This is a genomic window from Pseudomonas sp. 18173, from assembly GCF_050432945.1.
GTDB lineage: Bacteria > Pseudomonadota > Gammaproteobacteria > Pseudomonadales > Pseudomonadaceae > Aquipseudomonas.
This window is the reverse complement of the sequence record NZ_JBKFTN010000017.1, coordinates 62213-84961: the sequence shown is the minus strand read 5'-3', so window position 1 is coordinate 84961 and position 22749 is coordinate 62213. Positions and strand designations below refer to the sequence as shown.

25 protein-coding genes are annotated in these 22749 nt (G+C 61.0%); all 25 read left to right on the top strand.

The genetic code is table 11. The features are described from left to right. Positions 1 to 51 precede the first annotated feature (51 nt). Complete coding sequence (locus tag ACLD1X_RS19455; RefSeq protein ID WP_429370393.1) at positions 52 to 405, top strand: flagellar protein FlaG; 354 nt, start codon at positions 52 to 54, stop codon at positions 403 to 405. Positions 406 to 487: 82 nt separating this feature from the next. Further along, the gene (fliD, locus tag ACLD1X_RS19450; protein ID WP_429370391.1) at positions 488 to 1924 is read left to right on the top strand and encodes a flagellar filament capping protein FliD; all 1437 of its coding nucleotides are present in this window, start codon (positions 488 to 490) and stop codon (positions 1922 to 1924) included. A 129-nt stretch (positions 1925 to 2053) separates the two neighbouring features. Beyond that, positions 2054 to 2449 (top strand): flagellar export chaperone FliS, encoded by a 396-nt coding sequence (gene fliS, locus ACLD1X_RS19445; RefSeq protein ID WP_429370389.1) that lies wholly within the window; start codon positions 2054 to 2056, stop codon positions 2447 to 2449. A 10-nt stretch (positions 2450 to 2459) separates the two neighbouring features. Beyond that, positions 2460 to 2756 carry a flagellar protein FliT gene (locus ACLD1X_RS19440; RefSeq protein ID WP_429370387.1) on the top strand — a complete coding sequence of 99 codons (297 nt, stop codon included), beginning with the start codon at positions 2460 to 2462 and terminating at the stop codon, positions 2754 to 2756. Positions 2757 to 2928: 172 nt separating this feature from the next. Next, complete coding sequence (locus tag ACLD1X_RS19435) at positions 2929 to 4404, top strand: sigma-54 dependent transcriptional regulator (protein ID WP_429370385.1); 1476 nt, start codon at positions 2929 to 2931, stop codon at positions 4402 to 4404. A 128-nt stretch (positions 4405 to 4532) separates the two neighbouring features. Next, positions 4533 to 5726 (top strand): sensor histidine kinase, encoded by a 1194-nt coding sequence (locus ACLD1X_RS19430; protein WP_429370504.1) that lies wholly within the window; start codon positions 4533 to 4535, stop codon positions 5724 to 5726. A gap of 5 nt (positions 5727 to 5731) precedes the next feature. Next, a complete protein-coding gene (locus tag ACLD1X_RS19425; protein WP_429370383.1) occupies positions 5732 to 7117 on the top strand; it encodes a sigma-54-dependent transcriptional regulator in 1386 nt (461 codons plus the stop codon). A 233-nt stretch (positions 7118 to 7350) separates the two neighbouring features. Beyond that, positions 7351 to 7677, top strand: coding sequence for a flagellar hook-basal body complex protein FliE (gene fliE, locus ACLD1X_RS19420; RefSeq protein ID WP_008021337.1), 327 nt, complete (start codon positions 7351 to 7353; stop codon positions 7675 to 7677). Positions 7678 to 7693: 16 nt separating this feature from the next. Continuing rightward, a complete protein-coding gene (gene fliF / locus ACLD1X_RS19415; protein WP_429370380.1) occupies positions 7694 to 9481 on the top strand; it encodes a flagellar basal-body MS-ring/collar protein FliF in 1788 nt (595 codons plus the stop codon). Continuing rightward, entirely contained in the window at positions 9474 to 10493 is a 1020-nt protein-coding gene (fliG, locus tag ACLD1X_RS19410) for a flagellar motor switch protein FliG (protein ID WP_007983391.1), read from the top strand. Before fliF ends, fliG begins: the two co-directional genes overlap by 8 nt. Positions 10494 to 10497: 4 nt before the next feature. Then, positions 10498 to 11283 carry a flagellar assembly protein FliH gene (fliH, locus tag ACLD1X_RS19405; RefSeq protein WP_429370378.1) on the top strand — a complete coding sequence of 262 codons (786 nt, stop codon included), beginning with the start codon at positions 10498 to 10500 and terminating at the stop codon, positions 11281 to 11283. Further along, on the top strand, positions 11273 to 12631 hold the full coding sequence (gene fliI, locus ACLD1X_RS19400; RefSeq protein WP_111280635.1) for a flagellar protein export ATPase FliI: 1359 nt from the start codon (positions 11273 to 11275) through the stop codon (positions 12629 to 12631). The genes fliH and fliI overlap by 11 nt, the downstream gene beginning before the upstream one ends. Before the next feature lie 6 nt (positions 12632 to 12637). After that, the gene (gene fliJ, locus ACLD1X_RS19395) at positions 12638 to 13087 is read left to right on the top strand and encodes a flagellar export protein FliJ (protein ID WP_429370375.1); all 450 of its coding nucleotides are present in this window, start codon (positions 12638 to 12640) and stop codon (positions 13085 to 13087) included. A gap of 161 nt (positions 13088 to 13248) precedes the next feature. Further along, positions 13249 to 13557 carry an STAS domain-containing protein gene (locus ACLD1X_RS19390; protein WP_429370373.1) on the top strand — a complete coding sequence of 103 codons (309 nt, stop codon included), beginning with the start codon at positions 13249 to 13251 and terminating at the stop codon, positions 13555 to 13557. Between the two features lie 5 nt (positions 13558 to 13562). Further along, on the top strand, positions 13563 to 15269 hold the full coding sequence (locus ACLD1X_RS19385; protein ID WP_429370371.1) for an ATP-binding SpoIIE family protein phosphatase: 1707 nt from the start codon (positions 13563 to 13565) through the stop codon (positions 15267 to 15269). Between the two features lie 30 nt (positions 15270 to 15299). Further along, complete coding sequence (locus ACLD1X_RS19380) at positions 15300 to 15650, top strand: Hpt domain-containing protein (RefSeq protein WP_429370369.1); 351 nt, start codon at positions 15300 to 15302, stop codon at positions 15648 to 15650. A 99-nt stretch (positions 15651 to 15749) separates the two neighbouring features. Next, a complete protein-coding gene (locus ACLD1X_RS19375; RefSeq protein WP_429370367.1) occupies positions 15750 to 17111 on the top strand; it encodes a flagellar hook-length control protein FliK in 1362 nt (453 codons plus the stop codon). 231 nt (positions 17112 to 17342) lie between these two features. After that, positions 17343 to 17846, top strand: coding sequence for a flagellar basal body-associated protein FliL (fliL, locus tag ACLD1X_RS19370; protein ID WP_429370365.1), 504 nt, complete (start codon positions 17343 to 17345; stop codon positions 17844 to 17846). 9 nt (positions 17847 to 17855) lie between these two features. Further along, entirely contained in the window at positions 17856 to 18824 is a 969-nt protein-coding gene (gene fliM, locus ACLD1X_RS19365; protein ID WP_057398369.1) for a flagellar motor switch protein FliM, read from the top strand. Between the two features lie 66 nt (positions 18825 to 18890). Next, the gene (gene fliN / locus ACLD1X_RS19360; protein ID WP_015096241.1) at positions 18891 to 19337 is read left to right on the top strand and encodes a flagellar motor switch protein FliN; all 447 of its coding nucleotides are present in this window, start codon (positions 18891 to 18893) and stop codon (positions 19335 to 19337) included. Beyond that, positions 19338 to 19793, top strand: coding sequence for a flagellar biosynthetic protein FliO (fliO, locus tag ACLD1X_RS19355; protein ID WP_429370362.1), 456 nt, complete (start codon positions 19338 to 19340; stop codon positions 19791 to 19793). Further along, complete coding sequence (fliP, locus tag ACLD1X_RS19350; RefSeq protein WP_090324267.1) at positions 19793 to 20551, top strand: flagellar type III secretion system pore protein FliP; 759 nt, start codon at positions 19793 to 19795, stop codon at positions 20549 to 20551. Before fliO ends, fliP begins: the two co-directional genes overlap by 1 nt. Beyond that, positions 20548 to 20817 (top strand): flagellar biosynthesis protein FliQ, encoded by a 270-nt coding sequence (gene fliQ / locus ACLD1X_RS19345; RefSeq protein ID WP_057398373.1) that lies wholly within the window; start codon positions 20548 to 20550, stop codon positions 20815 to 20817. Before fliP ends, fliQ begins: the two co-directional genes overlap by 4 nt. A gap of 3 nt (positions 20818 to 20820) precedes the next feature. Then, positions 20821 to 21603 (top strand): flagellar biosynthetic protein FliR, encoded by a 783-nt coding sequence (fliR, locus tag ACLD1X_RS19340; RefSeq protein WP_057398374.1) that lies wholly within the window; start codon positions 20821 to 20823, stop codon positions 21601 to 21603. A 3-nt stretch (positions 21604 to 21606) separates the two neighbouring features. Next, entirely contained in the window at positions 21607 to 22746 is a 1140-nt protein-coding gene (gene flhB, locus ACLD1X_RS19335; protein WP_429370359.1) for a flagellar biosynthesis protein FlhB, read from the top strand. Positions 22747 to 22749 lie beyond the last annotated feature (3 nt).

Here is a 22749-nt window from a genome sequence, read left to right as displayed (position 1 = left end):
GGGGGGGTGCTTGTCACGCTCTCTCGCTTTTTACGTTAAGAGGTGATGGGCATGGACATGAGCGTAAAGCTTGGCGTGTCTTATCCGGCTCCCCAGCCAGCGAGCACCGTCTCGGATAAAGCGCCGGAAAAGCCAGAAGCCGTCAGCGCGACGCCAGTGGCGGACAAGAAACCCGATGCCGATGACGCTCACCTGAAGCAGGCGGTGCAGCAGATCGAAAAGTTTGTGCAGTCGATCAAGCGCAATCTGGAGTTCTCGATAGACGAGCAATCCGGAAAGGTCGTCGTCAAAGTGATTGCAAGCGAAACGGGCGAAGTCGTGCGACAGATCCCTTCCGCAGAGGCCCTCAAGCTGGCGGAAAGCCTGAGCAATGCGAGCCATGTATTGTTCAACGCCAAAGTTTGATAGCTGGCATGAATAGTGTTTGTACGTTCTTGGGCGCAGGTATTGGTCAAAAGAGTGGCAGCAACCAGAAGGGAGACTAAAAATGGCAAGTCCAATTTTACCGGGTTCGGGCTTAGGCTCTGGCCTGGATATCGGTGCGATCGTTACTGCGCTGGTCAACGCCGACAAATCGGCGAAGCAGACGCAGATCGATACTCAGACCAAAACCAACACGCTGAAGATTTCCGGTGTCGGTTCCCTGAAAAGCGCACTGACGGCCTTTCAGACGGCGCTGACCAACCTCGGTAGCAAGACCGCTCCTGCGTTTGCGGGCTATACCGCCACTTCGGGTACCCCGGCGATCCTGGGTGCAACTTCCGACAACACCGCCGTTGCCGGTACCTACAGCGTTGTTGTGAATAACCTGGCCACCGGCTCGAAAGTCGCCAGTGCCGCTTTTGCCGGCGGTGCCGCCAGTGCCATTCCGAGTGGTACCTTGAAAATCAGTCAGAATGGCACTGATTACAATGTCACGATTCCAGCCAATGCGACGTTGCAGAGCACCCGCGATGCCATCAACTCTGCGCAGGCGAGCAATGGTATTTCCGCCAACATCGTGACCGACAGCACTGGGGCGTCGCGCCTGGTGATCAGTTCCAGCAAGACCGGCGCGGGTTCCGACCTTGTGGTCAGCGGTATCGCCGGCCTTGCCATCGACGGTACCCAGCCGATGGGCGCTAACCCTTCGGCTTCAAGTTCCGGGGCTGTCAACGGGATTGCGATGGATGCGTCGCTGACCATCGATGGCCTGGCAGTGACCAGCAAGAGCAATACAGTTACCGGCGCAGTCAGTGGCTTGACCCTGAACCTGGCGTCCGTGAGCCCGGGTACGCCGCCGGCTGCCGCGACCATTACCGTCGCGAACAATACCGCCGGTCTGCAAACATCGATCCAGTCGTTCGTCGATTCCTACAACACCCTGATGAACACCATCAATTCCCTGTCCAAGGCGACAGCGGATGCCGATGGCAAACTGACGGTCCAGGCGGCGTTTACCGGTGACTCGATGTCGCGCACGCTGATTTCCGATATCCGTGGTGTGCTGACGGCTCCCGGGGCGGGCGGTCCGTTGGCCGTGCTGTCGCAGCTCGGCGTGCTGACGAACGAGAAAACCGGCAACCTGGCGTTCGATTCGACAGAGTTCAACAAGACGATGGCCATCAACGGCATGAGCGGCCAGGTGCAGCAGTTGTTCAACGGTACCAATGCTACCAACGGCCTGCTGGCGCGCATGGGCACGGCAATCAAGCCTTATGTGCAGACCGGTGGCTTGCTCGATCAGCGCAATACCAGCCTGCAGAGCTTGAGCAAGAACCTTTCGAACCAGCAATCGGCGCTGGACTTGCGTGTCGCGAACATGACCAAGACGCTGACCGCCAAATACAACGCAATGGACCTTCTGGTCGGACAAATGAAAGCGACGGCGACCAACATCACCTCGTTCTTCACGTCCTTGAACGCCCAGAAGGCCAACAGCTAGTCATGAACTGACGACAAAAACCCGGCTACGCATTTTCGCGTGTGCCGGGTTTTTGTCTTTTGATCTAAAGTTTTTTGGCGCGCGGACGATACACTGCTCATACGAGTCATTGTGGTAATGAGGTAGAACATGAATCCAATGTTAGCCCTTCGGCAGTATCAGAAAGTGGGCGCGCACGCCCAGACGTCCGAAGCGAGTCCGCATCGTTTGGTGCAAATGCTCATGGAAGGTGGCCTGGACCGTATCGCTCAGGCCAAAGGCGCCCTGGAGCGCAAGGACACTCCCGGCAAGTGTGTGTCGATCAGCAAGGCGATCGGCATCATCGGTGGCCTGCGTGAAGGCCTGGACCTTGAAAATTGCGCCGATACCGTGGGCGAGCTCGACAGTCTTTACCTCTATATGATGAAGCGCCTGGCCGAGGCGAACATCAGCAGCGACTCGAAGATTCTCGATGAAGTCGCGGGGTTGCTTCGCACGGTCAAAGAAGGCTGGGACGGCATTGCTGAGCCAGGCCCGCAGTTCTAGGGAGATCGCCATGAGTCTTGTATTGCAGCGAATAGAACAAACTCGTGAAGCGCTGGTCGGTGCTTTGGCCGAGCGCGACTGGGAGGCCATCGGTCAATTGGACCTCGACTGCCGTTCGTGCATGGAAGACGTCTTGAGCGAGGCTTCGCTGGACGAAGAGGTTCTGCGTAGCAATCTTGAGGAGTTGCTGTTTGTCTACAAACAGCTGCTTGAGGTGGCGATGGGGGAAAGGCAGGCAATAGTCGATGAAATGTCGCAGATCACCCAAGCGCAAAACGCGGCAAAGGTTTACCATCTGTTCGGTTAATTAACCCCAGGTTAATCCAGATATGTGCGCCATAAATTTGACTGTGCACGGTTTTTTGACTTAACTAGTGGCTGGTTCCAGATTTCAGTCGTCTTCAGGCATAACGTGTCTGCAAGCGTCTAGCTTGCCCCAGCATTTTGGGCATTGAGTTGACTAGGGAAGTTGCTATTGCATGTGGCGTGAAACCAAAATTCTGCTGATTGATGACGATAGCGTCCGCCGCCGCGACCTGGCGGTGATCTTGAATTTTCTCGGTGAAGAAAATTTACCCTGCGGTAGCCATGACTGGCAGCAGGCTGTCGGCTCTTTGTCGTCTAGTCGTGAAGTGATCTGTGTCCTCATCGGGACCGTCAATGCTCCTGGTGCACTACTGGGCTTGCTTAAGACACTCTCGAGCTGGGATGAGTTCCTTCCGGTTTTGTTAATGGGCGATAATTCTTCCATTGACCTGCCGGAAGACCAGCGTCGTCGAGTGCTTTCAACCCTCGAAATGCCGCCCAGCTACAGCAAGTTGCTCGATTCGCTGCACCGTGCCCAGGTCTATCGCGAGATGTACGACCAGGCCCGCGAGCGCGGTCGTCATCGCGAACCCAATCTTTTCCGCAGCCTTGTCGGCACCAGCCGGGCGATTCAGCACGTCCGCCAGATGATGCAGCAAGTCGCCGATACCGATGCCAGCGTGCTGATCCTCGGTGAGTCCGGTACCGGCAAGGAAGTGGTTGCACGTAACCTGCATTACCATTCCAAGCGCCGCGAGGCGCCGTTCGTGCCCGTCAACTGCGGGGCGATCCCGGCCGAGTTGCTGGAAAGCGAACTGTTCGGTCATGAGAAGGGCGCCTTCACCGGGGCGATCACCAGCCGCGCCGGTCGATTCGAACTGGCCAATGGCGGCACCCTGTTCCTCGATGAAATCGGCGACATGCCGCTGCCGATGCAGGTCAAGCTGTTGCGCGTGTTGCAGGAGCGCACCTTCGAACGCGTGGGCAGCAACAAGACCCAGAGCGTCGACGTGCGCATCATTGCCGCGACCCACAAGAATCTCGAAAGCATGATCGAGATCGGCACCTTCCGCGAGGACCTGTACTACCGCCTGAACGTGTTCCCGATCGAGATGGCGCCGCTGCGTGAGCGCGTCGAAGACATTCCGCTGCTGATGAACGAGCTGATCTCGCGCATGGAGCACGAGAAGCGCGGTTCGATCCGTTTCAACTCGGCAGCGATCATGTCGCTGTGCCGGCATGGCTGGCCGGGCAACGTCCGCGAGCTGGCCAACCTGGTGGAGCGCATGGCGATCATGCATCCATACGGGGTGATCGGCGTGGTCGAATTGCCGAAGAAATTCCGCTACGTCGACGATGAAGACGAGCAGATGGTCGACAGCCTGCGCAGCGATCTGGAAGAGCGCGTGGCCATCAACGGTCATACGCCGGACTTCACGGCCAACGCCATGTTGCCTCCCGAGGGCCTGGACCTGAAGGACTACCTCGGTGGCCTGGAGCAAGGGTTGATTCAACAGGCGCTGGACGATGCCAATGGTATTGTGGCGCGCGCGGCCGAGCGGCTGCGTATCCGTCGTACCACGCTGGTGGAAAAGATGCGCAAGTACGGCATGAGCCGTCGTGATGGAGACGAACAGGCGGATGATTGACGCCTGTTTTTCAACTTGTTCATTTGCAAGAAGTTTTTTTTAGGCACGGGTATTGCTACGTTCCTCGCAACGTTCCGTTTCACTGACGGTCAGCCAAGCGAGAGAGCACGATGCCCCAAGCCGCCCAGATGTCTCCTGTTCCTGATGCTCCGGGGCAATCGTCGTCCGTAGAGCAGGCGAGCCGGTCGGGTCTTGAGCAGGCATTCGCACTGTTCAATCAGATGTCCAGTCAGTTGACCGACTCCTACAGCATGCTTGAAGCCCGGGTAACCGAGCTCAAGGGTGAATTGGCGGTGGTCAGCGCTCAGCGCATGCAAGAGCTGGCGGAAAAAGAACGCCTGGCCAATCGCCTGCAAAACCTCCTTGATCTGTTGCCTGGCGGTGTCATCGTCATTGATGCCCAGGGCATCGTGCGCGAAGCAAATCCGGCGGCGTGCGAGTTGCTGGGTTTGCCGCTGGAAGGTGAGTTGTGGCGCCATGTCATTGCTCGCTGTTTTGCGCCGCGCGAAGACGATGGTCATGAAGTCTCCCTCAAGGATGGTCGGCGCCTGTCGATCGCCACGCGCTCACTGGATGCCGAGCCTGGCCAGTTGGTATTGCTCAACGACCTGACCGAAACCCGCCACCTGCAGGATCAACTGGCGCGTCATGAACGCCTGTCGTCGCTGGGACGCATGGTCGCTTCACTGGCTCATCAGATTCGCACGCCGTTGTCCGCCGCGCTGCTGTACGCCAGCCATTTGACCGAGCAGGAGCTGCCGGTCGCTACCCAGCAGCGCTTTGCCGGGCGCCTCAAGGAACGCCTGCACGAACTGGAGCATCAGGTGCGTGACATGCTGGTGTTCGCCCGTGGCGAGTTGCCGCTGACCGATCGCGTGACCCCTGCTCAACTGATGCAGTCGTTGCAGGCGGCTGCGCTGACCCACGTGCAGGATCTGCCGATCCGCTGGCAGTGCGACAGTCACTCCGGGGATTTGCTGTGCAATCGCGACACGCTGGTCGGCGCGATCCTCAACCTGATCGAAAACGCCATTCAGGCCAGCGCCGGTCAATTGCGCCTCAAGGTTCACCTCTATTCCCGTGGCAACGACCTGCGCCTGTGCGTCAGTGACAGTGGCTGCGGTATCGATGCCGCCGTTCTGGCGCGCCTGGGCGAACCCTTTTTCACCACCAAGACTACCGGCACTGGCTTGGGCCTGACCGTGGTCAAGGCGGTGGCGCGTGCGCATCAGGGAGAATTGCAGTTGCGCTCGCGGCTCGGTCGCGGTACTTGCGCGCAGGTGATCCTGCCGTTGTTCAGCAGTGCTCAAGGAGCGGAGTGACGCACATGGGGATCAAGGTCTTACTGGTCGAGGACGACCGCGCGTTGCGCGAGGCACTGGCTGATACGCTGTTGCTCGCGGGGCACGATTACAAGGCAGTGGGTTCGGCCGAAGAGGCGCTGGCGGCTGTTGGCGGCGAGGCTTTCAGCCTGGTGGTCAGCGACGTCAACATGCCGGGCATGGACGGCCACCAGTTGCTTGGCATGCTGCGAGCGCGCCAGCCGCAGTTGCCTGTGCTGCTGATGACGGCTCACGGTGCGGTCGAACGTGCGGTCGACGCGATGCGCCAGGGCGCAGCGGACTACCTGGTCAAGCCATTCGAACCCAAGGCGTTGCTCGATCTGGTGGGGCGGCATGCCCTGGGCAGTCTCGGCCCGACCGAGGGCGAAGGGCCGATAGCGTTCGAGCCGGCGAGTGCGCAATTGCTCGAGTTGGCGGCGCGGGTCGCACGCAGCGACTCCACGGTGCTGATCTCGGGTGAGTCGGGCACGGGCAAGGAAGTGTTGGCGCGTTACATCCATCAGCATTCACATCGCGCCCATCAGCCGTTCATTGCGATCAACTGCGCAGCGATCCCGGACAACATGCTCGAAGCGACCTTGTTCGGTCACGAGAAAGGCTCCTTCACCGGCGCCATTGCCGCGCAAGCCGGCAAGTTCGAACAAGCCGACGGCGGCACCATTCTGCTCGATGAAATTTCCGAAATGCCCCTGGGGCTCCAGGCCAAATTGCTGCGGGTGCTGCAAGAGCGCGAGGTCGAAAGGGTTGGGGCACGCAAACCGATCACGCTGGATATTCGCGTGGTCGCGACCACCAACCGTGACCTGGCGGGAGAAGTGGCGGCGGGGCGCTTTCGCGAGGATCTTTATTATCGCCTGTCGGTGTTTCCTCTTGCCTGGCGTCCGTTGCGCGAGCGCACCGCCGACATCCTGCCGCTGGCCGAGCGTCTGCTGGCCAGGCACGTCAATAAAATGAAGCATTCGCCCGCCAGGTTGTCACCCGAGGCTCAGGCGTGCCTGATCGGTTATCCGTGGCCGGGTAACGTGCGCGAACTGGACAACGCGATTCAGCGCGCGCTGATCTTGCAGCAGGGCGGCTTGATCCAGCCGCAGGATTTCTGCCTGGCCGGGCCGGTGGCCTGCGCTCCATTGCCTGCGTTGACGCAGGCGCCGGTGCGTCCAGTGGAGGTCGAGGCCGAGTCGGCCGGTGCGCTGGGCGATGACCTGCGGCGCCGTGAATTCCAGATGATCATCGATACCTTGCGCGCCGAACGCGGCCGTCGCAAAGAGGCGGCCGAGCGCCTGGGCATCAGCCCGCGCACCCTGCGCTACAAGCTGGCGCAGATGCGCGATGCCGGTATGGACGTGGAAGCCTATCTGTTCGCTACCTGATCCCTGGTTCCCATACCTGGGCCTGTTCCTGTAGGAGCGAGCTCTGCTCGCGATGGACACAAGAGCGCCGCGTTTATCCTGCGCCCCCGCGTTATCGTTAACGACCATCGCTGGCAAGCCAGCTCCTACAGAGAATTGCGTGGAGTCCGGGAAGAGCTGGCACCCTTGTTGCTAACACCTCATTACCCGCCGAGTGAGTGTCAAAAAATTGCGGGTCGTCTAAGAGAGAAACCATGAGCCAAGGTATTGAATTCAATCGGTTGATGCTGGATATGCGTGCCATGCAAATGGACGCCATGTCTGCGCCGAAATCGACGGCCGTCCCTGAAGTGGCGGGCAGCAGTTTTTCCGACATGCTCGGCCAGGCCGTCAATAAGGTGAACGACACCCAACAGGCTTCCACTCAGTTGGCCAGCGCCTTCGAAATCGGCAAAAGCGGTGTCGACCTCACAGACGTGATGATTTCTTCGCAGAAGGCCAGTGTGTCGTTCCAGGCATTGACCCAGGTGCGCAACAAGCTGGTTCAGGCCTACCAAGACATCATGCAGATGCCTGTTTAAAGGACGAGATTGAGTCATGGCAGAAGCAGTCGCCGATAACGTTCCGGCCAAGGCCACTCCGATAGACGGCAAGCCGCCGCTGTTCGGATTGTCCTTCCTGGAAAACCTCTCCGAGATGACCATGTTGCGTCAGGTGGGCCTGTTGGTCGGCCTGGCGGCGAGCGTGGCGATTGGCTTTGCCGTGGTGTTGTGGTCCCAGCAGCCGGACTACCGGCCACTGTACGGCAGCCTTGCCGGTATGGACGCCAAGCAGGTCATGGATACCCTGGCCTCTGCCGATATTCCCTACACCGTCGAACCCAATTCCGGTGCCTTGCTGGTCAAGGCCGATGACCTGTCCCGTGCGCGGCTCAAGCTCGCGGCCGCTGGTGTCACTCCCAGCGACGGCAACATCGGTTTTGAGATCCTCGACAAGGAACAGGGGCTGGGCACCAGCCAGTTCATGGAAGCGACCCGCTATCGTCGCGGCCTCGAAGGCGAACTGGCCCGTACCATCTCCGCCCTGAACAACGTCAAGGGCGCCCGTGTGCACCTGGCGATCCCGAAAAGTTCGGTGTTCGTGCGCGATGAGCGCAAGCCGAGCGCCTCGGTCCTGGTTGAGCTCTATTCCGGCCGCTCCCTGGAGCCAGGCCAGGTCGTTGCGATCATCAATCTGGTGGCGACCAGCGTTCCCGAACTCAGCAAGTCGCAGATCACCGTTGTCGACCAGAAAGGCAACCTGCTGTCGGATCAGGCGGAGAACTCCGAACTGACCATGGCCGGCAAGCAATTCGACTACAGCCGGCGCATGGAAAGCATGCTCACCCAGCGTGTGCACAACATCCTGCAGCCGGTGCTGGGCAACGATCGCTATAAAGCCGAAGTGTCCGCCGATGTGGACTTCAGTGCGGTCGAATCGACTTCCGAGCAGTTCAACCCGGATCAACCGGCGTTGCGCAGCGAGCAATCGGTCAACGAACAACGTACCGCCAGCAATGGCCCGCAAGGTGTGCCGGGGGCCTTGAGCAACCAGCCGCCGTCGCCGGCTTCCGCGCCGCAAACCACCGGTGGCGCGACCGCGTCGGCCGGCATGGTGCAACCAGGCCAGCCGCTGATCGATGCCAACGGCCAGCAGATCATGGACCCGGCCACCGGCCAGCCGATGCTCGCACCGTACCCGGCGGACAAGCGTCAGCAATCGACCAAGAACTTCGAGCTCGACCGTTCCATCAGCCATACCAAGCAGCAGCAGGGCCGATTGAATCGCCTGTCGGTGTCGGTGGTGGTCGATGATCAGGTCAAGATCAACCCGGCCAACGGCGAAACCACCCGTGCGCCCTGGAGCGCCGATGAATTGGCGCGCTTCACTCGCCTGGTCCAGGATGCGGTCGGCTTCGATGCCAGCCGTGGTGACAGTGTCAGCGTGATCAACATGCCGTTCTCCGCCGAGCGCGGTGAAGTGATTGCCGATATTCCGTTCTACTCCCAGCCGTGGTTCTGGGACATCGTCAAGCAAGTGCTGGGTGTGCTGTTCATTCTGGTGCTGGTGTTCGGTGTGCTGCGTCCGGTGCTCAACAACATCACTGGCGGCGGCAAGGGCAAGCAGCTGGCCGGCATCGGCAGCGACGTCGAGTTGGGTGGCATGGGTGGCCTGGACGGCGAGCTGGCCAACGACCGCGTCAGCCTCGGCGGCCCGCAAAGCATTCTGTTGCCGAGCCCGAGCGAAGGCTATGACGCTCAGTTGAACGCAATCAAGAGTCTGGTGGCCGAAGATCCGGGTCGTGTGGCCCAGGTCGTGAAAGAGTGGATTAACGCAGATGAGTGATAACCGAGCCGTTGCCGCCAAACTGTCCAAGGTCGACAAGGCCGCGATCCTGTTGCTGTCCCTGGGCTCCACCGACGCGGCCCAGGTGCTGCGCCACATGGGCCCCAAAGAGGTTCAGCGCGTAGGCGTGGCCATGGCCCAGATGGGAAATGTGCACCGCGAGCAGGTCGAGCAGGTGATGAGCGAGTTCGTCGATATCGTCGGCGACCAGACCAGTCTGGGCGTCGGCTCCGACGACTATGTGCGCAAAATGCTCACCCAGGCCCTGGGCGAAGACAAGGCCAACGGCCTGATCGACCGCATCCTGCTCGGTGGCAACACCAGCGGCCTCGACAGCCTGAAGTGGATGGAGCCGCGTGCCGTCGCCGACGTGATCCGTTATGAGCACCCGCAGATCCAGGCGATCGTGGTGGCTTATCTCGATCCGGACCAGGCCGGTGAAGTGCTCGGCAACTTCGACCACAAGGTGCGGCTGGACATCATCCTGCGGGTCTCCTCGCTGAACACCGTACAGCCAGCGGCCCTCAAAGAGCTCAACCAGATTCTCGAGAAGCAGTTCTCCGGCAACTCGAATGCCTCGCGCACCACCCTGGGTGGCATCAAGCGTGCGGCGGACATCATGAACTTCCTCGACAGCTCGATCGAAGGCCAGCTCATGGACTCGATCCGCGAAGTCGACGAAGACCTGTCCGGTCAGATCGAAGACCTCATGTTCGTGTTCAACAACCTGGCCGATGTCGACGACCGCGGGATCCAGGCGCTGCTGCGCGAAGTGTCCTCCGATGTGCTGGTGCTGGCCCTCAAGGGGTCGGACGAAGGCGTCAAGGAAAAGATCTTCAAGAACATGTCCAAGCGTGCGGCCGAGCTGTTGCGCGACGACCTGGAAGCCAAGGGCCCGGTGCGCGTCAGCGACGTGGAAACAGCGCAGAAGGAAATCCTCACTATCGCCCGCCGTATGGCCGAAGCCGGAGAGATCGTTCTCGGCGGCAAGGGCGGCGAGGAAATGATCTAACACCATGGTCAAGAATGATGATGCACCCACTGACCTGATCCGGGCCAGGGATGTCAGTGGCTTCGATACCTGGGCGCTGCCCAGTTTCGACCCGCCAGCACCCGAGCCGGAACCGGAGCCGGAACCCGAACCGCCGGAAATGGAGGAAGTGCCGCTGGAGGAAGTCCAGCCACTGACCCTCGAAGAGCTCGAGAGCATTCGCCAGGAAGCCTACAACGAAGGCTTCGCGGTGGGTGAGAAAGAAGGATTCCACAGCACCACGCTCAAGGTCCGCCAGGAAGCCGAAGTGGCCCTGACGGCCAAGATCGCGGCGCTGGAGCAATTGATGAGCCACCTGTTCGAGCCCATCGCCGAGCAGGACACCCAGATCGAAAAGTCCCTGGTCGACCTCGTGCAACACATCACCAAGCAGGTGATCCAGCGCGAACTGGCCATCGACTCGACACAGATCGAACACGTGATGCGCGATGCCCTCAAGCTTCTGCCATTGGGCGTGGGCAATGTGCGGCTGTACATCAATCCGCAGGATTTCGAACAGGTCAAAGCCCTGCGCGAACGCCATGAAGAAACCTGGCGCATCGTCGAGGACGAATCCTTGTTGCCTGGCGGTTGCCGGGTCGAGACCGAACACAGCCGCATCGACGCGACGGTGGAAACCCGCGTCGCGCGAGTGATGGACAAGCTGTTCGATCAGTTGCACGAGCAGGCCTTGCACCCGGCTGCGCCGGACGTCAGCCTGGAACTGCCGATCGAAAGCAAGCCCGCGTCGGACATCCCCGATGCGCCTTGAACGCACCAGTTTTGCCAAGCGCCTGGGCAGTTATGCCGAGGCCACGCAATTGGAAGGCGCACCGATTCTCGAAGGCCGCCTGCTGCGCATGGTCGGCCTGACCCTCGAAGCCGAGGGCCTGCGCGCCGCCATGGGCAGCCGCTGCATGGTCATCAACGACGACAGCTATCACCCGGTGCAGGTCGAAGCCGAGGTGATGGGCTTCTCCGGCAGTAAAGTGTTCCTGATGCCAGTCGGCAGTGTCGCCGGCATTGCCCCCGGTGCCCGAGTGGTGCCCCTGGCCGATACCGGTCGCCTGCCCATGGGCATGAGCATGCTCGGACGGGTGCTCGACGGTGCCGGTCGTGCCCTGGACGGCAAGGGCGGGATGAAGGCCGAAGACTGGGTGCCCATGGATGGCCCGACCATCAACCCGCTCAAGCGCGAACCGATCAGCGAACCGCTGGACGTGGGTATCCGTTGCATCAACGGCATGTTGACCGTCGGTCGTGGCCAGCGGCTTGGCCTGTTTGCCGGTACCGGTGTCGGTAAGTCGGTGTTGCTGGGGATGATGACGCGCTTTACCGAGGCCGACATTATCGTCGTCGGGCTGATCGGTGAGCGGGGGCGTGAAGTTAAAGAATTCATCGAGCACATCCTCGGTGAAGAAGGCCTCAAGCGATCAGTGGTCGTGGCGTCCCCGGCGGACGATGCGCCACTGATGCGCCTGCGCGCTGCCATGTATTGCACGCGCATCGCCGAGTATTTCCGCGACAAGGGCAAGAACGTTCTGTTGCTGATGGATTCCCTGACCCGATTCGCCCAGGCCCAGCGGGAAATCGCCCTGGCCATTGGCGAGCCGCCGGCGACCAAGGGCTATCCGCCGTCGGTATTCGCCAAGCTGCCGAAGCTGGTGGAGCGGGCGGGTAACGCGGAGAAGGGCGGCGGTTCGATCACTGCGTTCTACACCGTACTGTCCGAAGGCGACGACCAGCAGGACCCGATTGCCGACTCGGCGCGGGGCGTGCTCGACGGGCATATCGTGCTGTCCCGGCGCCTGGCCGAGGAAGGGCATTACCCGGCCATTGATATCGAGGCATCCATCAGCCGGGTGATGCCGGCGGTGGTGTCGCCGGAACACATGACCCGTGCGCAGTATTTCAAGCAGTTGTGGTCGCGCTATCAGCAGAGCCGCGACCTGATCAGCGTTGGCGCCTATGTCGCCGGCGGCGATCGGGAAACCGATCTGGCGATTTCCCTGCAGCCGCAATTGGTCAAATACCTGCGCCAGGGCCTCAACGACAGCATCAGCCTGGGCGAAAGCGAAGCGTATCTCGCCTCGATTTTCGCGCCCGCGGCGGGCGGTTAAGCGGTCATGGCCCAGAGTCGGGCAGGGCGGCTGGCGCCGGTGGTGGAAATGGCCGAGAAGGCCGAGAAAACCGCCGTGCAACGCCTGGGGTATTTCCAGGGGCAGGTGAAGGTAGCCGAAAGCAAACTCGCCGACCTTGAAGCCTTCCGCCTCGACTATCAGGAGCAATGGATCGTACGCGGCAGCAGCGGTGTCTCGGGTCAGTGGTTGCTGGGCTATCAGGGCTTTCTCGCGCAACTGGGCACGGCCATCGACCAGCAGCGGCAAAGCCTGGCCTGGCATCAGAACAACCTCAACAAGGCCCGGGAAACCTGGCAGCAGGCGTTTGCCCGGGTCGAAGGCTTGCGCAAGCTGGTTCAGCGCTATGCCGATGAAGCGCGGGCGCTTGAAGACCGGCGCGAACAGAAATTGCTGGATGAGTTGTCCCAGCGCCTGCCACGGCAGGATCACCTGTAGGAGCGAGCTCGCTCGCGATGAACCCGAGAGCGCACGGGGTTGTCAGGTGTACAGCGATACGATTGACGACCATCGCCACCACAACCTCCCGCCTTGCTCCAACCTCTACCAAATGCTAAACCTTGTACAAGCAGGTTTACCAATGACAAGGAAGCCATGAAATGTCAGTCGTTACAGAAGTCTCTCCGGATGGGCAAAAGCTGACGATATCGGTCAAGGGACGCTTCGATTTCGCCAAGCATCAGGAATTTCGGGAATCCTATGAGCGTGCCGACGGGAAAGTGCCGAGTTCGGTTGTGGTCGACCTGAAAGACGCCACTTACCTCGACAGCTCGGCCCTGGGCATGCTGCTTCTGCTGCGTGATCACGCCGGTGGCGACGACTCCGATATCCGCGTCGTCAACAGCAGTACCGATGTGCGCAAGATCCTCGCCATCTCCAACTTCGACAAGCTGTTCGACATCAGTTGATTGCCATGCAATCACTGGAGCCGTTGACGATCCTGATTGCCGAGGACAGCGCCGCCGATCGCCTGCTGTTGTCGAGCATCCTGCGCCGCCAGGGGCACGTAGTGCTGACGGCGGCCAACGGTGCCGAAGCGGTCGAGGCGTTTCGCCAGCAACCACCGCACCTGGTGTTGATGGATGCCATGATGCCGGTAATGGACGGCTTCGAGGCAGCCCGGCAGATCAAGGCCCTGGCCGGGGAAACCCTGGTGCCGATCATCTTCCTCACGTCCTTGTCCGAAAGCGAAGCGCTGGCCCGTTGCCTGGAGGTTGGCGGTGACGACTTTCTGGCAAAGCCGTACAACCAGGTGATTCTTGCAGCCAAGATCAAGGCGATGGATCGCTTGCGCCGATTGCAGGATACCGTACTGCAACAGCGTGACCAGATCGCCCGGCACCATGATTACCTGCTCAACGAACAGCGTGTGGCCAAGGCTGTTTTCGACAAGGTGGCACACTCCGGCTGCCTGAATGCCGCACCGAACATCCGTTATCTGCAATCGCCCTATGCGCTGTTCAACGGCGACCTGCTGCTGGCCGCGTTCACGCCGGCCGGAGACATGCACGTAATGCTGGGCGACTTCACCGGCCATGGCCTGCCCGCAGCGGTGGGGGCGATGCCCCTGGCCGAAGTGTTTTACGGGATGACGGCCAAGGGCTATGGCCTGGCGGAAACCCTGCGGGAGATGAATGCCAAGCTCAAGCGCATCCTGCCGGTGGACATGTTCTGCTGTGCCACCTTGCTGTGCCTGAGTTTTCAGCGTCGCTCGGTGGAGGTCTGGAACGGTGGCATGCCGGACGGTTATCTGCATTGCATGGCGAGTGGCGAGCGAACGCCTCTTCCGGCACGGCACCTGCCCTTGGGGGTGCTGAGCCCGGAATCCTTCGATGAGCGCACTGAGGTGTTCCCCATGGCGCTCGGAGACAGGGTGTTTCTCCTGTCCGATGGGGTGATCGACACCTGCGACGCCAATGACCAGTTGTTTGGCGCGCAGCGCTTGCAGCAGGTGTTTGCCGCCAACCGCCAACCAGATGCGCTGTTCGAAGAGATCGAGCAGGCACTGCGCCATTTCGGCGGAGAAGCGCGCGACGATGTCAGCATGGTCGAGATCAGCCTGCTGGAGCCGGCGCAGATCGCTGCGCCAGCGTTGGTCTACTCCGACAGCGGTCAGTCCTGCCCGCTGGACTGGTCGGTAAGTTTCGAGTTTCGCGCCGCCACGCTCAAGCGTTTCAATCCATTGCCCTATCTGCTGCAGCTGCTGCTGGAAGTTCATGGTCTTCGGGCGCAGAGCGGTGCGCTCTACAGCGTACTGGCGGAACTCTATTCCAATGCCCTGGAGCATGGCGTTCTGGGGCTCGATTCGAGCCTCAAGCGCAATGCCTCGGGTTTTGCGCGATATTACCAGGAGCGCAATACGCGGCTGGACCAGCTTCAGGACGGCTATGTACGCCTGCATTTGCAGGTGGCGCCAACGGACGACGGCGGTTGCCTGACCATCCACATCGAAGACAGTGGCAAGGGTTTCGATGTCGAACGGGTGATGCAGAGGCCTCTGGATGACATCCGCCTGTCGGGACGCGGGATCAGTCTGATCCGTCAGTTGGGGCGTAATGCCCGCTGGGCCGACGATGGTCGAAGTGCACGCGTGGAGTTTATCTGGGAGGCTCTGGCATAATTCGCGCATTCTTGATCAAGGAGTGAGCAAGTGGACGAGACACATGTGGATCGCGACGTGCTGAGTGCATTGCGGGAAGTGATGGAAGATGGCTATCCGGACCTGCTGGATATCTTTCTTGCGGACTCCGAAGAGCGCCTGAGCGTCTTGAGAACGGCTGACAGTGCCACGCTGCTCGTAGAAACAGCCCATAGCTTCAAAGGCAGCTGCAGCAATATGGGGGCGGTCAGGCTGACCGCGCTCTGCCACCAGCTCGAACAACAGGCCAGTAGTTCGCCAGGCACCGACGTGCAGGAACTGGTGCGCGAAATCGACCAGGAGTTCGCCGGTATCCGGCCTCTGTACGAAGCTGAACGACAGCGTTGCCCGGCAAAAATCTGAGCATACGCTGCATTCGTTCTCTTTCGAGTGAAACTGGCTCGACCTTTGCAGTCAATCATTCAACTGTACTTACGAGCCCCGTGCAGCGGAGACCGTTTCATGCCCGTTACCCCCGATATTCTGTTTAAGGCCTCCAGGCAGGCCAAGACTCAAGCCGCCAACGCCAATCCTCCGGCGCAGACCGCTGAGCCCGGGGACAAGGCCGCAAGCTTCGCTCGTGTCTACGCCAATCAGGCGCAGGGCAAGCCCGATGCAGCAGCGGACGCCTCGTCCAGGACGAGTCGTGGCAAACCCTCCGATGTCGCCGCAAAACAAGGCGCTGGCGACGACACGCCTGCCGCCGAAGAACCGCTGGTTGCCGATGGCGGCAAATCCTTGCCTGCCGACAAGCCGGTGCAGGCTGACGACAACGCGGCCAGCGATGACGCGTCGGATGCCGACCCGGCGCCGGTCGTCGATACGGTGCCACTCGATCCGGCGCTTGATCCCGCATTGCAGCAAGCCATACAGCCAGTGGTGCCTGCACCAGCGCCGACAACGCCTGCCGTGGCCGATGCGGCGCAGCCCGCCGCTGAAGCGGCGATCACGGCTGCAAACGCTGCTGCAAGCGCTGTGGCGCCGACCGGTACTGACGGCGATTTCGATCCCGAAGCCGATCCGCTCGACGCATTGCCGGCGGTGCGCCTGGCGATGGAGCAGAGCGGTCACGTATCGGCGTCCAGCCAGGCGCAGCCCAAGTCTGCACCGACACAGGCGCAAGCCCAGGCTGACGGTGAACTGACGCCGGCGCAAAACTTTGCCGCCGGCATGGCGGCCATGCTGGATGTTCAGGGTGACAAGAGCAGCACCGGCAAGGGCGACGACAAGGCTTTCAGTGGCTTGATCGATGACGGCCTGAAGGATCTCAAGTCCGCCAGCAGCGACACCCGTGTCGACGATTTCGCCAACCGCCTGGCAGCGCTGACCCAGGTGGCCACGCCGAAGACCGCCAATGCCTTGCCGGTGAACCAGCCGATCGCCATGCATCAGAGCGGGTGGACCGAAGAGGTGGTGAACCGGGTCATGTACCTGTCCAGCGCCAACCTCAAGGCGGCGGACATCCAGTTGCAACCCGCAGAGCTTGGGCGCCTGGACATTCGGGTGAACATGGTTCCCGACCAGCAGACCCAGGTCACGTTCATGAGTGCGCATCCGGGAGTCCGTGAGGCGCTGGACAGCCAGGTCCATCGCTTGCGCGACATGTTTGCGCAGCAGGGCATGGGGCAGGTCGACGTCAACGTTTCGGACCAGTCCCGGGGTTCGCAAAACCAGGGTCAAAACCAGCAGGCTCAAAGCGGTCGCAGCCATGCGAGCGGTGGTCGCCTCGATTCAATGGATGACGACCTGTCCCACAGCGTCGCTGAAGTGACTGCCAACACCACCAGCGTGATCGGCTCCAGCGCGGTCGACTACTACGCCTGATCAAACACCAAACCCTGTGGGAGCGGGCTTGCTCGCGAATACGGTTTAACATTCAACATTGATGTTGACTGTCACAACGCATTCGCGAGCAAGCCCGCTCCCACATTTGTTTGGCGGCGCTCTTCAAAAAGGCGTCTGTCCACCCATCCCCCCTCCCAACCGTTCTGGCATAACACTTGCTCTTGCCTTGCCGTGCGACTGTGAAAACCCGAATAGTGACGGATTATTGGCATGGCGAAGAGCGACGCAGTAGTAAAAGACCCCGCAACCAAAGGCAAACTCAAGCTGATTATCGTGATCGTGGTGGCCTTGCTGCTGGCGATCGGTGTGTCCGTGGGGGCGACCTGGTACTTCATGCACAGCGCTCAGAGCAAGCCTGCCGCCGCCGAGGCGCAAACTGCTCCCGTCGGCAAGCAGCCAGCGATTTTCGAGTCGATGGCGCCAGCCTTTGTAGCCAACTTCAACCAGAACGGTCGCCAGCGCTACATGCAAGTGAGCATCACCATGCTCGCGCGCAACCAGGCGGACCTGGATGCGCTCAAGGTTCACATGCCGGTGATCCGCAACAACCTGGTCATGCTGTTCTCCGGGCAGGACTTTGCGACCCTGGCGTCGCCGGTCGGCCAGGAAATGCTGCGGCAGAAAGCCACCGCCAGCGTGCAGGAAGTGGCGCAGAAAGAGCTCGGCAAAGTGGTGATCGAACAGTTGCTTTTCACTAATTTCGTACTGCAGTAGGAACACGACATGGCCGTGCAGGACCTGCTGTCCCAGGATGAGATCGACGCGCTGTTGCATGGCGTCGACGATGGTCTGGTACAGACCGAAAACGCTGCCGAACCCGGCACCGTCAAAAGCTATGACCTGACCAGCCAGGATCGCATCGTCCGTGGACGCATGCCGACCCTGGAAATGATCAACGAGCGTTTCGCCCGCTATACCCGCATCAGCATGTTCAACATGTTGCGCCGCTCGGCAGACGTGGCGGTCGGCGGCGTGCAGGTGATGAAGTTCGGCGAATACGTGCACTCGCTGTACGTGCCGACCAGTCTCAACCTGGTCAAGATCAAACCCCTGCGCGGCACCGCGCTGTTCATCCTCGACGCCAAACTGGTGTTCAAGCTGGTGGACAACTTCTTCGGCGGTGACGGCCGGCACGCCAAGATCGAAGGGCGTGAATTCACGCCGACCGAACTGCGCGTGGTGCGCATGGTGCTGGAGCAGGCGTTCGTCGATCTGAAGGAAGCCTGGCAGGCGATCATGGAAGTCAACTTCGAGTACATCAACTCGGAAGTGAACCCGGCCATGGCCAACATCGTCGGCCCGAGCGAAGCCATCGTGGTGTCGACCTTCCACATCGAACTCGATGGCGGTGGCGGCGACCTGCACGTGACCATGCCGTATTCGATGATCGAACCGGTGCGCGAAATGCTCGACGCCGGCTTCCAGTCGGACCTCGATGACCAGGACGAGCGCTGGGTCAACGCCCTGCGCCAGGACGTGCTCGACGTCGACGTGCCGATCGGCGCAACGGTGGCTCGTCGTCAACTGCGCCTGCGCGACATCCTGCACATGCAGCCGGGGGATGTGATCCCGGTCGAGATGCCGGAAGAGATGATCATGCGCGCCAACGGCGTGCCGGCCTTCAAGGTCAAGATGGGCTCGCACAAAGGCAACCTGGCGTTGCAAGTGATCGAGCCGATCGAGCGCCGTTGACCGGCGCTCGTACCCATTCGCGAATAACCGAATCCTGAACTTTTGCTCGCCGAGGACACTGACAATATGAACACCCAAGACGATCAGGCTCTGGCCGATGAGTGGGCTGCGGCCCTGGAAGAAACCGGCGATGCCGGGCAGGCTGACATCGACGCCTTGCTGGCCGCCGATTCCGGCAACTCCGCGTCCAACCGCCTGCCAATGGAAGAGTTCGGCAGCGTGCCGAAAAACAACGATCCGGTGAGCCTTGAAGGCCCGAACCTGGACGTGATCCTCGATATCCCGGTGTCGATCTCCATGGAAGTGGGCAGCACCGACATCAACATCCGCAACCTGCTGCAACTGAACCAGGGTTCGGTGATCGAGCTTGATCGCCTGGCCGGCGAGCCGCTGGACGTGCTGGTCAACGGCACGCTCATCGCCCACGGCGAAGTGGTGGTGGTCAACGAGAAGTTCGGCATCCGCCTGACCGACGTGATCAGCCCAAGCGAACGCATCAAGAAGCTGCGCTGAGTGAAAAAGCTTCTGGGGACTTTGCTGGGGGCTGCGCTGGCCATGCCGTTCAGCGTGCTGGCGGCCGAACCGGTCGCAGCGGCGACCACGGCTGCTGCGCCCGCGGTGAGCAGTGGTGTGGGTGGTCAACTGACGCAACTGGTGTTCGGCTTGCTGCTGGTGCTGGGGCTGATCTTCCTCCTCGCCTGGTTGCTGCGGCGGGTCCAGCAGGCCGGTCCGGCCGGCAAGGGGCAAGTGATCGACATTGTCGGCTCCCGCGCTCTGGGGCCTCGTGACCGGTTGATGCTGGTGCAGGTCGGCAACGAGCAGATTCTGCTCGGCCTGAGCCCCGGCAACATCACTGCGCTGCATGTTCTCAAGGAGCCGGTGCAAGTGCCGAGCACCGAGAAGCCGACGCCGGAATTCGCCCAGCGCCTGTTGGAAATGCTGGGTAAAGATCAGAAGGATAAGAAGTAATGGGTGCGCTACGCATCGTCCTGACACTGGCCCTGATGCTGGCCGCACCGCTGGCATTTGCCGCCGACCCGCTGTCGATCCCGGCCATCACCCTGGGCACCAATGCGCAGGGGGCGCAGGAATACTCGGTCAGCCTGCAAATCCTGCTGATCATGACCGCGCTGAGTTTTATCCCGGCGTTTGTCATGCTGATGACCAGCTTCACCCGGATCATCATTGTCTTCTCGATCCTGCGCCAGGCCCTGGGCCTGCAGCAGACACCGTCGAACCAGATCCTCACCGGCATGGCGCTGTTCCTGACCCTGTTCATCATGGCGCCGGTGTTCGACCGGGTGAACCAGGACGCTTTGCAGCCGTACCTGGCGGAAAAGCTCACGGCCCAGGATGCGGTCGCCAAGGCGCAGGTGCCGATCAAGGACTTCATGCTGGCCCAGACCCGCACCAGCGATCTGGAGCTGTTCATGCGCCTGTCCAAGCGCACTGACATCGCGACGCCGGATCAGGCGCCGCTGACCATCCTGGTGCCGGCGTTCGTGACCTCGGAGCTGAAAACCGCGTTCCAGATCGGTTTCATGATCTTCATTCCGTTCCTGATCATCGACCTGGTCGTGGCCAGTGTGCTCATGGCCATGGGTATGATGATGCTGTCGCCGCTGATCATTTCCCTGCCGTTCAAAATCATGCTGTTCGTGCTGGTCGATGGCTGGGCGCTGATCATCGGCACCCTGGCGAGCAGCTTCGGCGGTGTATCGCCATGACCCCTGAAGTCGCCGTAGACATTTTCCGCGAAGCCCTGTGGCTGACCACCATGATGGTCGCCGTGCTGGTGATTCCGAGCCTGCTGGTGGGGCTGCTGGTGGCGATGTTCCAGGCCGCCACCCAGATCAACGAACAGACCCTGAGCTTTTTGCCGCGCCTGCTGGTGATGCTGGTGACGCTGATCGTCGGCGGTCCGTGGCTGGTGCAGACCTTCATGGATTACATCCTGCAGCTGTACGGCAGCATTCCTCAGGTCATCGGCTAAACCATGTCACTGCTTGCGCTGACCGATACGCAGATCAGCACCTGGGTGGCGACGTTCATGTTGCCGCTGTTTCGTGTCGGCTCCTTGCTGATGGTCATGCCGGTGTTCGGCACGACCTTGCTGCCTCGGCGCATCCGCCTGTACTTCGCGTTGGCCATTACCGTGGTCATCGCGCCGGGCCTGCCACCGATGCCCCCGGTCAATCCCCTGGACCTGAGCGGGTTGCTGCTGATCGCCGAACAGATCCTCATCGGTGCGGTGATGGGCTTTTCCTTGCAGCTGTTCTTCCAGGCCTTCGTGGTGGCCGGGCAGATCGTCGCCATTCAAATGGGCATGGGCTTCGCCTCGATGATCGATCCGGCCAACGGCGTATCGACGGCGGTGATCGGGCAGTTTTTCACCATGCTGGTGACGCTGCTGTTCCTGTCCATGAACGGTCATCTGGTGGTGTTCGAGATCCTCACCGAGAGCTTCACCACGCTGCCGGTGGGTGGCGGCCTGATGGTCAACCACTACTGGGAGCTGGCCGGCAAGCTCGGCTGGGTGCTCGGCTCGGCGTTGTTGCTGGTGCTGCCGGCGATTACCGCGCTGCTGGTGGTCAACATCGCGTTTGGCGTCATGACCCGGGCGGCGCCGCAACTGAACATTTTTTCTGTCGGCTTCCCGCTGATCCTGGTGCTTGGGCTGTTCATCGTCTGGGTCGGGCTGGCGGACATTCTCAACCAGTACCAGCCGCTGGCTTCCGAGGCCTTGCAGCTATTACGCGAAATGGCACGGGCGAGCTGAGTCATGGCGGAGAGCGAAAGCGGTCAGGACAAGACAGAAGACCCCACGGAGAAGCGCAAGCAGGACTCCCGTGAAAAGGGTGAGGTCGCGCGGTCCAAGGAGCTCAACACCCTGGCGATCATGCTGGTCGGCGCCTCGGCGTTGCTGATTTTTGGTGGCGCCATGGCGCAGGACATGATGGAGCTGATGCGCATCAACTTCTCGCTGCCTCGGGAAGTGATCCTGGACCAGCGCTACATGGCCACCTACCTGATGCGCTCGGGGCAAATTGCCCTTTGGTCGATCCAGCCGGTGATGATCACGCTGGTGCTGGCCGCCATCATCGGTCCGATTTCCCTGGGGGGGTGGCTGTTCGCGGCAAGCTCCATGGCGCCCAAGTTCAGCCGCTTGAACCCGGGCCCCGGGCTCAAGCGCATGTTCTCGACCAAGTCGCTGGTCGAGCTGCTCAAGGCCCTGGCCAAGTTCATCATCATTCTGTTCGTGGCGCTGGCGGTGTTGTCGTCGGACATCGATGACCTGCTGCGCATCGCCCATGAGCCTCTGGAGATGGCCATCATTCACAGCCTGCAAGTGGTGGGCTGGAGCACCTTGTGGATGGCCTGCGGCTTGATCCTCATCGCTGCGGTGGACGTGCCCGTGCAGCTCTGGGAAAGCCACAAGAAACTGCTGATGACCAAACAGGAAGTGCGTGACGAGCACAAGGATCAGGAGGGGCGACCGGAGGTCAAGCAGCGAATTCGCCAGCTGCAGCGCGAGATGTCCCAGCGACGGATGATGGCCGCCATTCCCGAGGCCGACGTGGTCATCACCAACCCGACGCACTACGCCGTGGCGCTCAAGTACGACCCGGAAAAGGGTAATGCGCCGGTATTGCTGGCCAAGGGCACCGACTTCCTGGCCCTGAAGATCCGTGAAATCGCGGCGGCCAACGAGATCCTGTTGCTGGAATCCCCGGCGTTGGCGCGCTCGATCTACTACTCCACCGAGCTTGAGCAGGAAATCCCCGGCGGGCTCTATCTGGCGGTTGCGCAGGTACTGGCTTACGTCTATCAGATTCGCCAGTACCGCGCGGGGAAGGGCAAACGGCCGGATCCGCTCAAGGATGACTTGCCGATTCCGCCGGATTTGCGCCGCGATTCCTGAGAG

Excerpts from the sequence above, each read along its gene's own strand:
- fliI (WP_111280635.1), top strand. The coding sequence starts at position 11,273 with ATGCGCCTTGAACGCACCAGTTTTGCCAAGCGCCTGGGCAGTTATGCC.
- fliQ (WP_057398373.1), top strand. The coding sequence starts at position 20,548 with ATGACCCCTGAAGTCGCCGTAGACATTTTCCGCGAAGCCCTGTGGCTG.
- fliH (WP_429370378.1), top strand. The coding sequence starts at position 10,498 with ATGGTCAAGAATGATGATGCACCCACTGACCTGATCCGGGCCAGGGAT.
- fliM (WP_057398369.1), top strand. The coding sequence starts at position 17,856 with ATGGCCGTGCAGGACCTGCTGTCCCAGGATGAGATCGACGCGCTGTTG.
- fliF (WP_429370380.1), top strand. The coding sequence starts at position 7,694 with ATGGCAGAAGCAGTCGCCGATAACGTTCCGGCCAAGGCCACTCCGATA.
- fliG (WP_007983391.1), top strand. The coding sequence starts at position 9,474 with ATGAGTGATAACCGAGCCGTTGCCGCCAAACTGTCCAAGGTCGACAAG.
- fliL (WP_429370365.1), top strand. The coding sequence starts at position 17,343 with ATGGCGAAGAGCGACGCAGTAGTAAAAGACCCCGCAACCAAAGGCAAA.
- ACLD1X_RS19435 (WP_429370385.1), top strand. The coding sequence starts at position 2,929 with ATGTGGCGTGAAACCAAAATTCTGCTGATTGATGACGATAGCGTCCGC.
- fliR (WP_057398374.1), top strand. The coding sequence starts at position 20,821 with ATGTCACTGCTTGCGCTGACCGATACGCAGATCAGCACCTGGGTGGCG.
- ACLD1X_RS19455 (WP_429370393.1), top strand. The coding sequence starts at position 52 with ATGGACATGAGCGTAAAGCTTGGCGTGTCTTATCCGGCTCCCCAGCCA.
- ACLD1X_RS19440 (WP_429370387.1), top strand. The coding sequence starts at position 2,460 with ATGAGTCTTGTATTGCAGCGAATAGAACAAACTCGTGAAGCGCTGGTC.
- ACLD1X_RS19385 (WP_429370371.1), top strand. The coding sequence starts at position 13,563 with ATGCAATCACTGGAGCCGTTGACGATCCTGATTGCCGAGGACAGCGCC.
- ACLD1X_RS19390 (WP_429370373.1), top strand. The coding sequence starts at position 13,249 with ATGTCAGTCGTTACAGAAGTCTCTCCGGATGGGCAAAAGCTGACGATA.
- fliN (WP_015096241.1), top strand. The coding sequence starts at position 18,891 with ATGAACACCCAAGACGATCAGGCTCTGGCCGATGAGTGGGCTGCGGCC.
- fliP (WP_090324267.1), top strand. The coding sequence starts at position 19,793 with ATGGGTGCGCTACGCATCGTCCTGACACTGGCCCTGATGCTGGCCGCA.
- fliJ (WP_429370375.1), top strand. The coding sequence starts at position 12,638 with ATGGCCCAGAGTCGGGCAGGGCGGCTGGCGCCGGTGGTGGAAATGGCC.
- ACLD1X_RS19375 (WP_429370367.1), top strand. The coding sequence starts at position 15,750 with ATGCCCGTTACCCCCGATATTCTGTTTAAGGCCTCCAGGCAGGCCAAG.
- fliD (WP_429370391.1), top strand. The coding sequence starts at position 488 with ATGGCAAGTCCAATTTTACCGGGTTCGGGCTTAGGCTCTGGCCTGGAT.
- fliS (WP_429370389.1), top strand. The coding sequence starts at position 2,054 with ATGAATCCAATGTTAGCCCTTCGGCAGTATCAGAAAGTGGGCGCGCAC.
- ACLD1X_RS19430 (WP_429370504.1), top strand. The coding sequence starts at position 4,533 with ATGTCTCCTGTTCCTGATGCTCCGGGGCAATCGTCGTCCGTAGAGCAG.
- fliE (WP_008021337.1), top strand. The coding sequence starts at position 7,351 with ATGAGCCAAGGTATTGAATTCAATCGGTTGATGCTGGATATGCGTGCC.
- ACLD1X_RS19425 (WP_429370383.1), top strand. The coding sequence starts at position 5,732 with ATGGGGATCAAGGTCTTACTGGTCGAGGACGACCGCGCGTTGCGCGAG.
- flhB (WP_429370359.1), top strand. The coding sequence starts at position 21,607 with ATGGCGGAGAGCGAAAGCGGTCAGGACAAGACAGAAGACCCCACGGAG.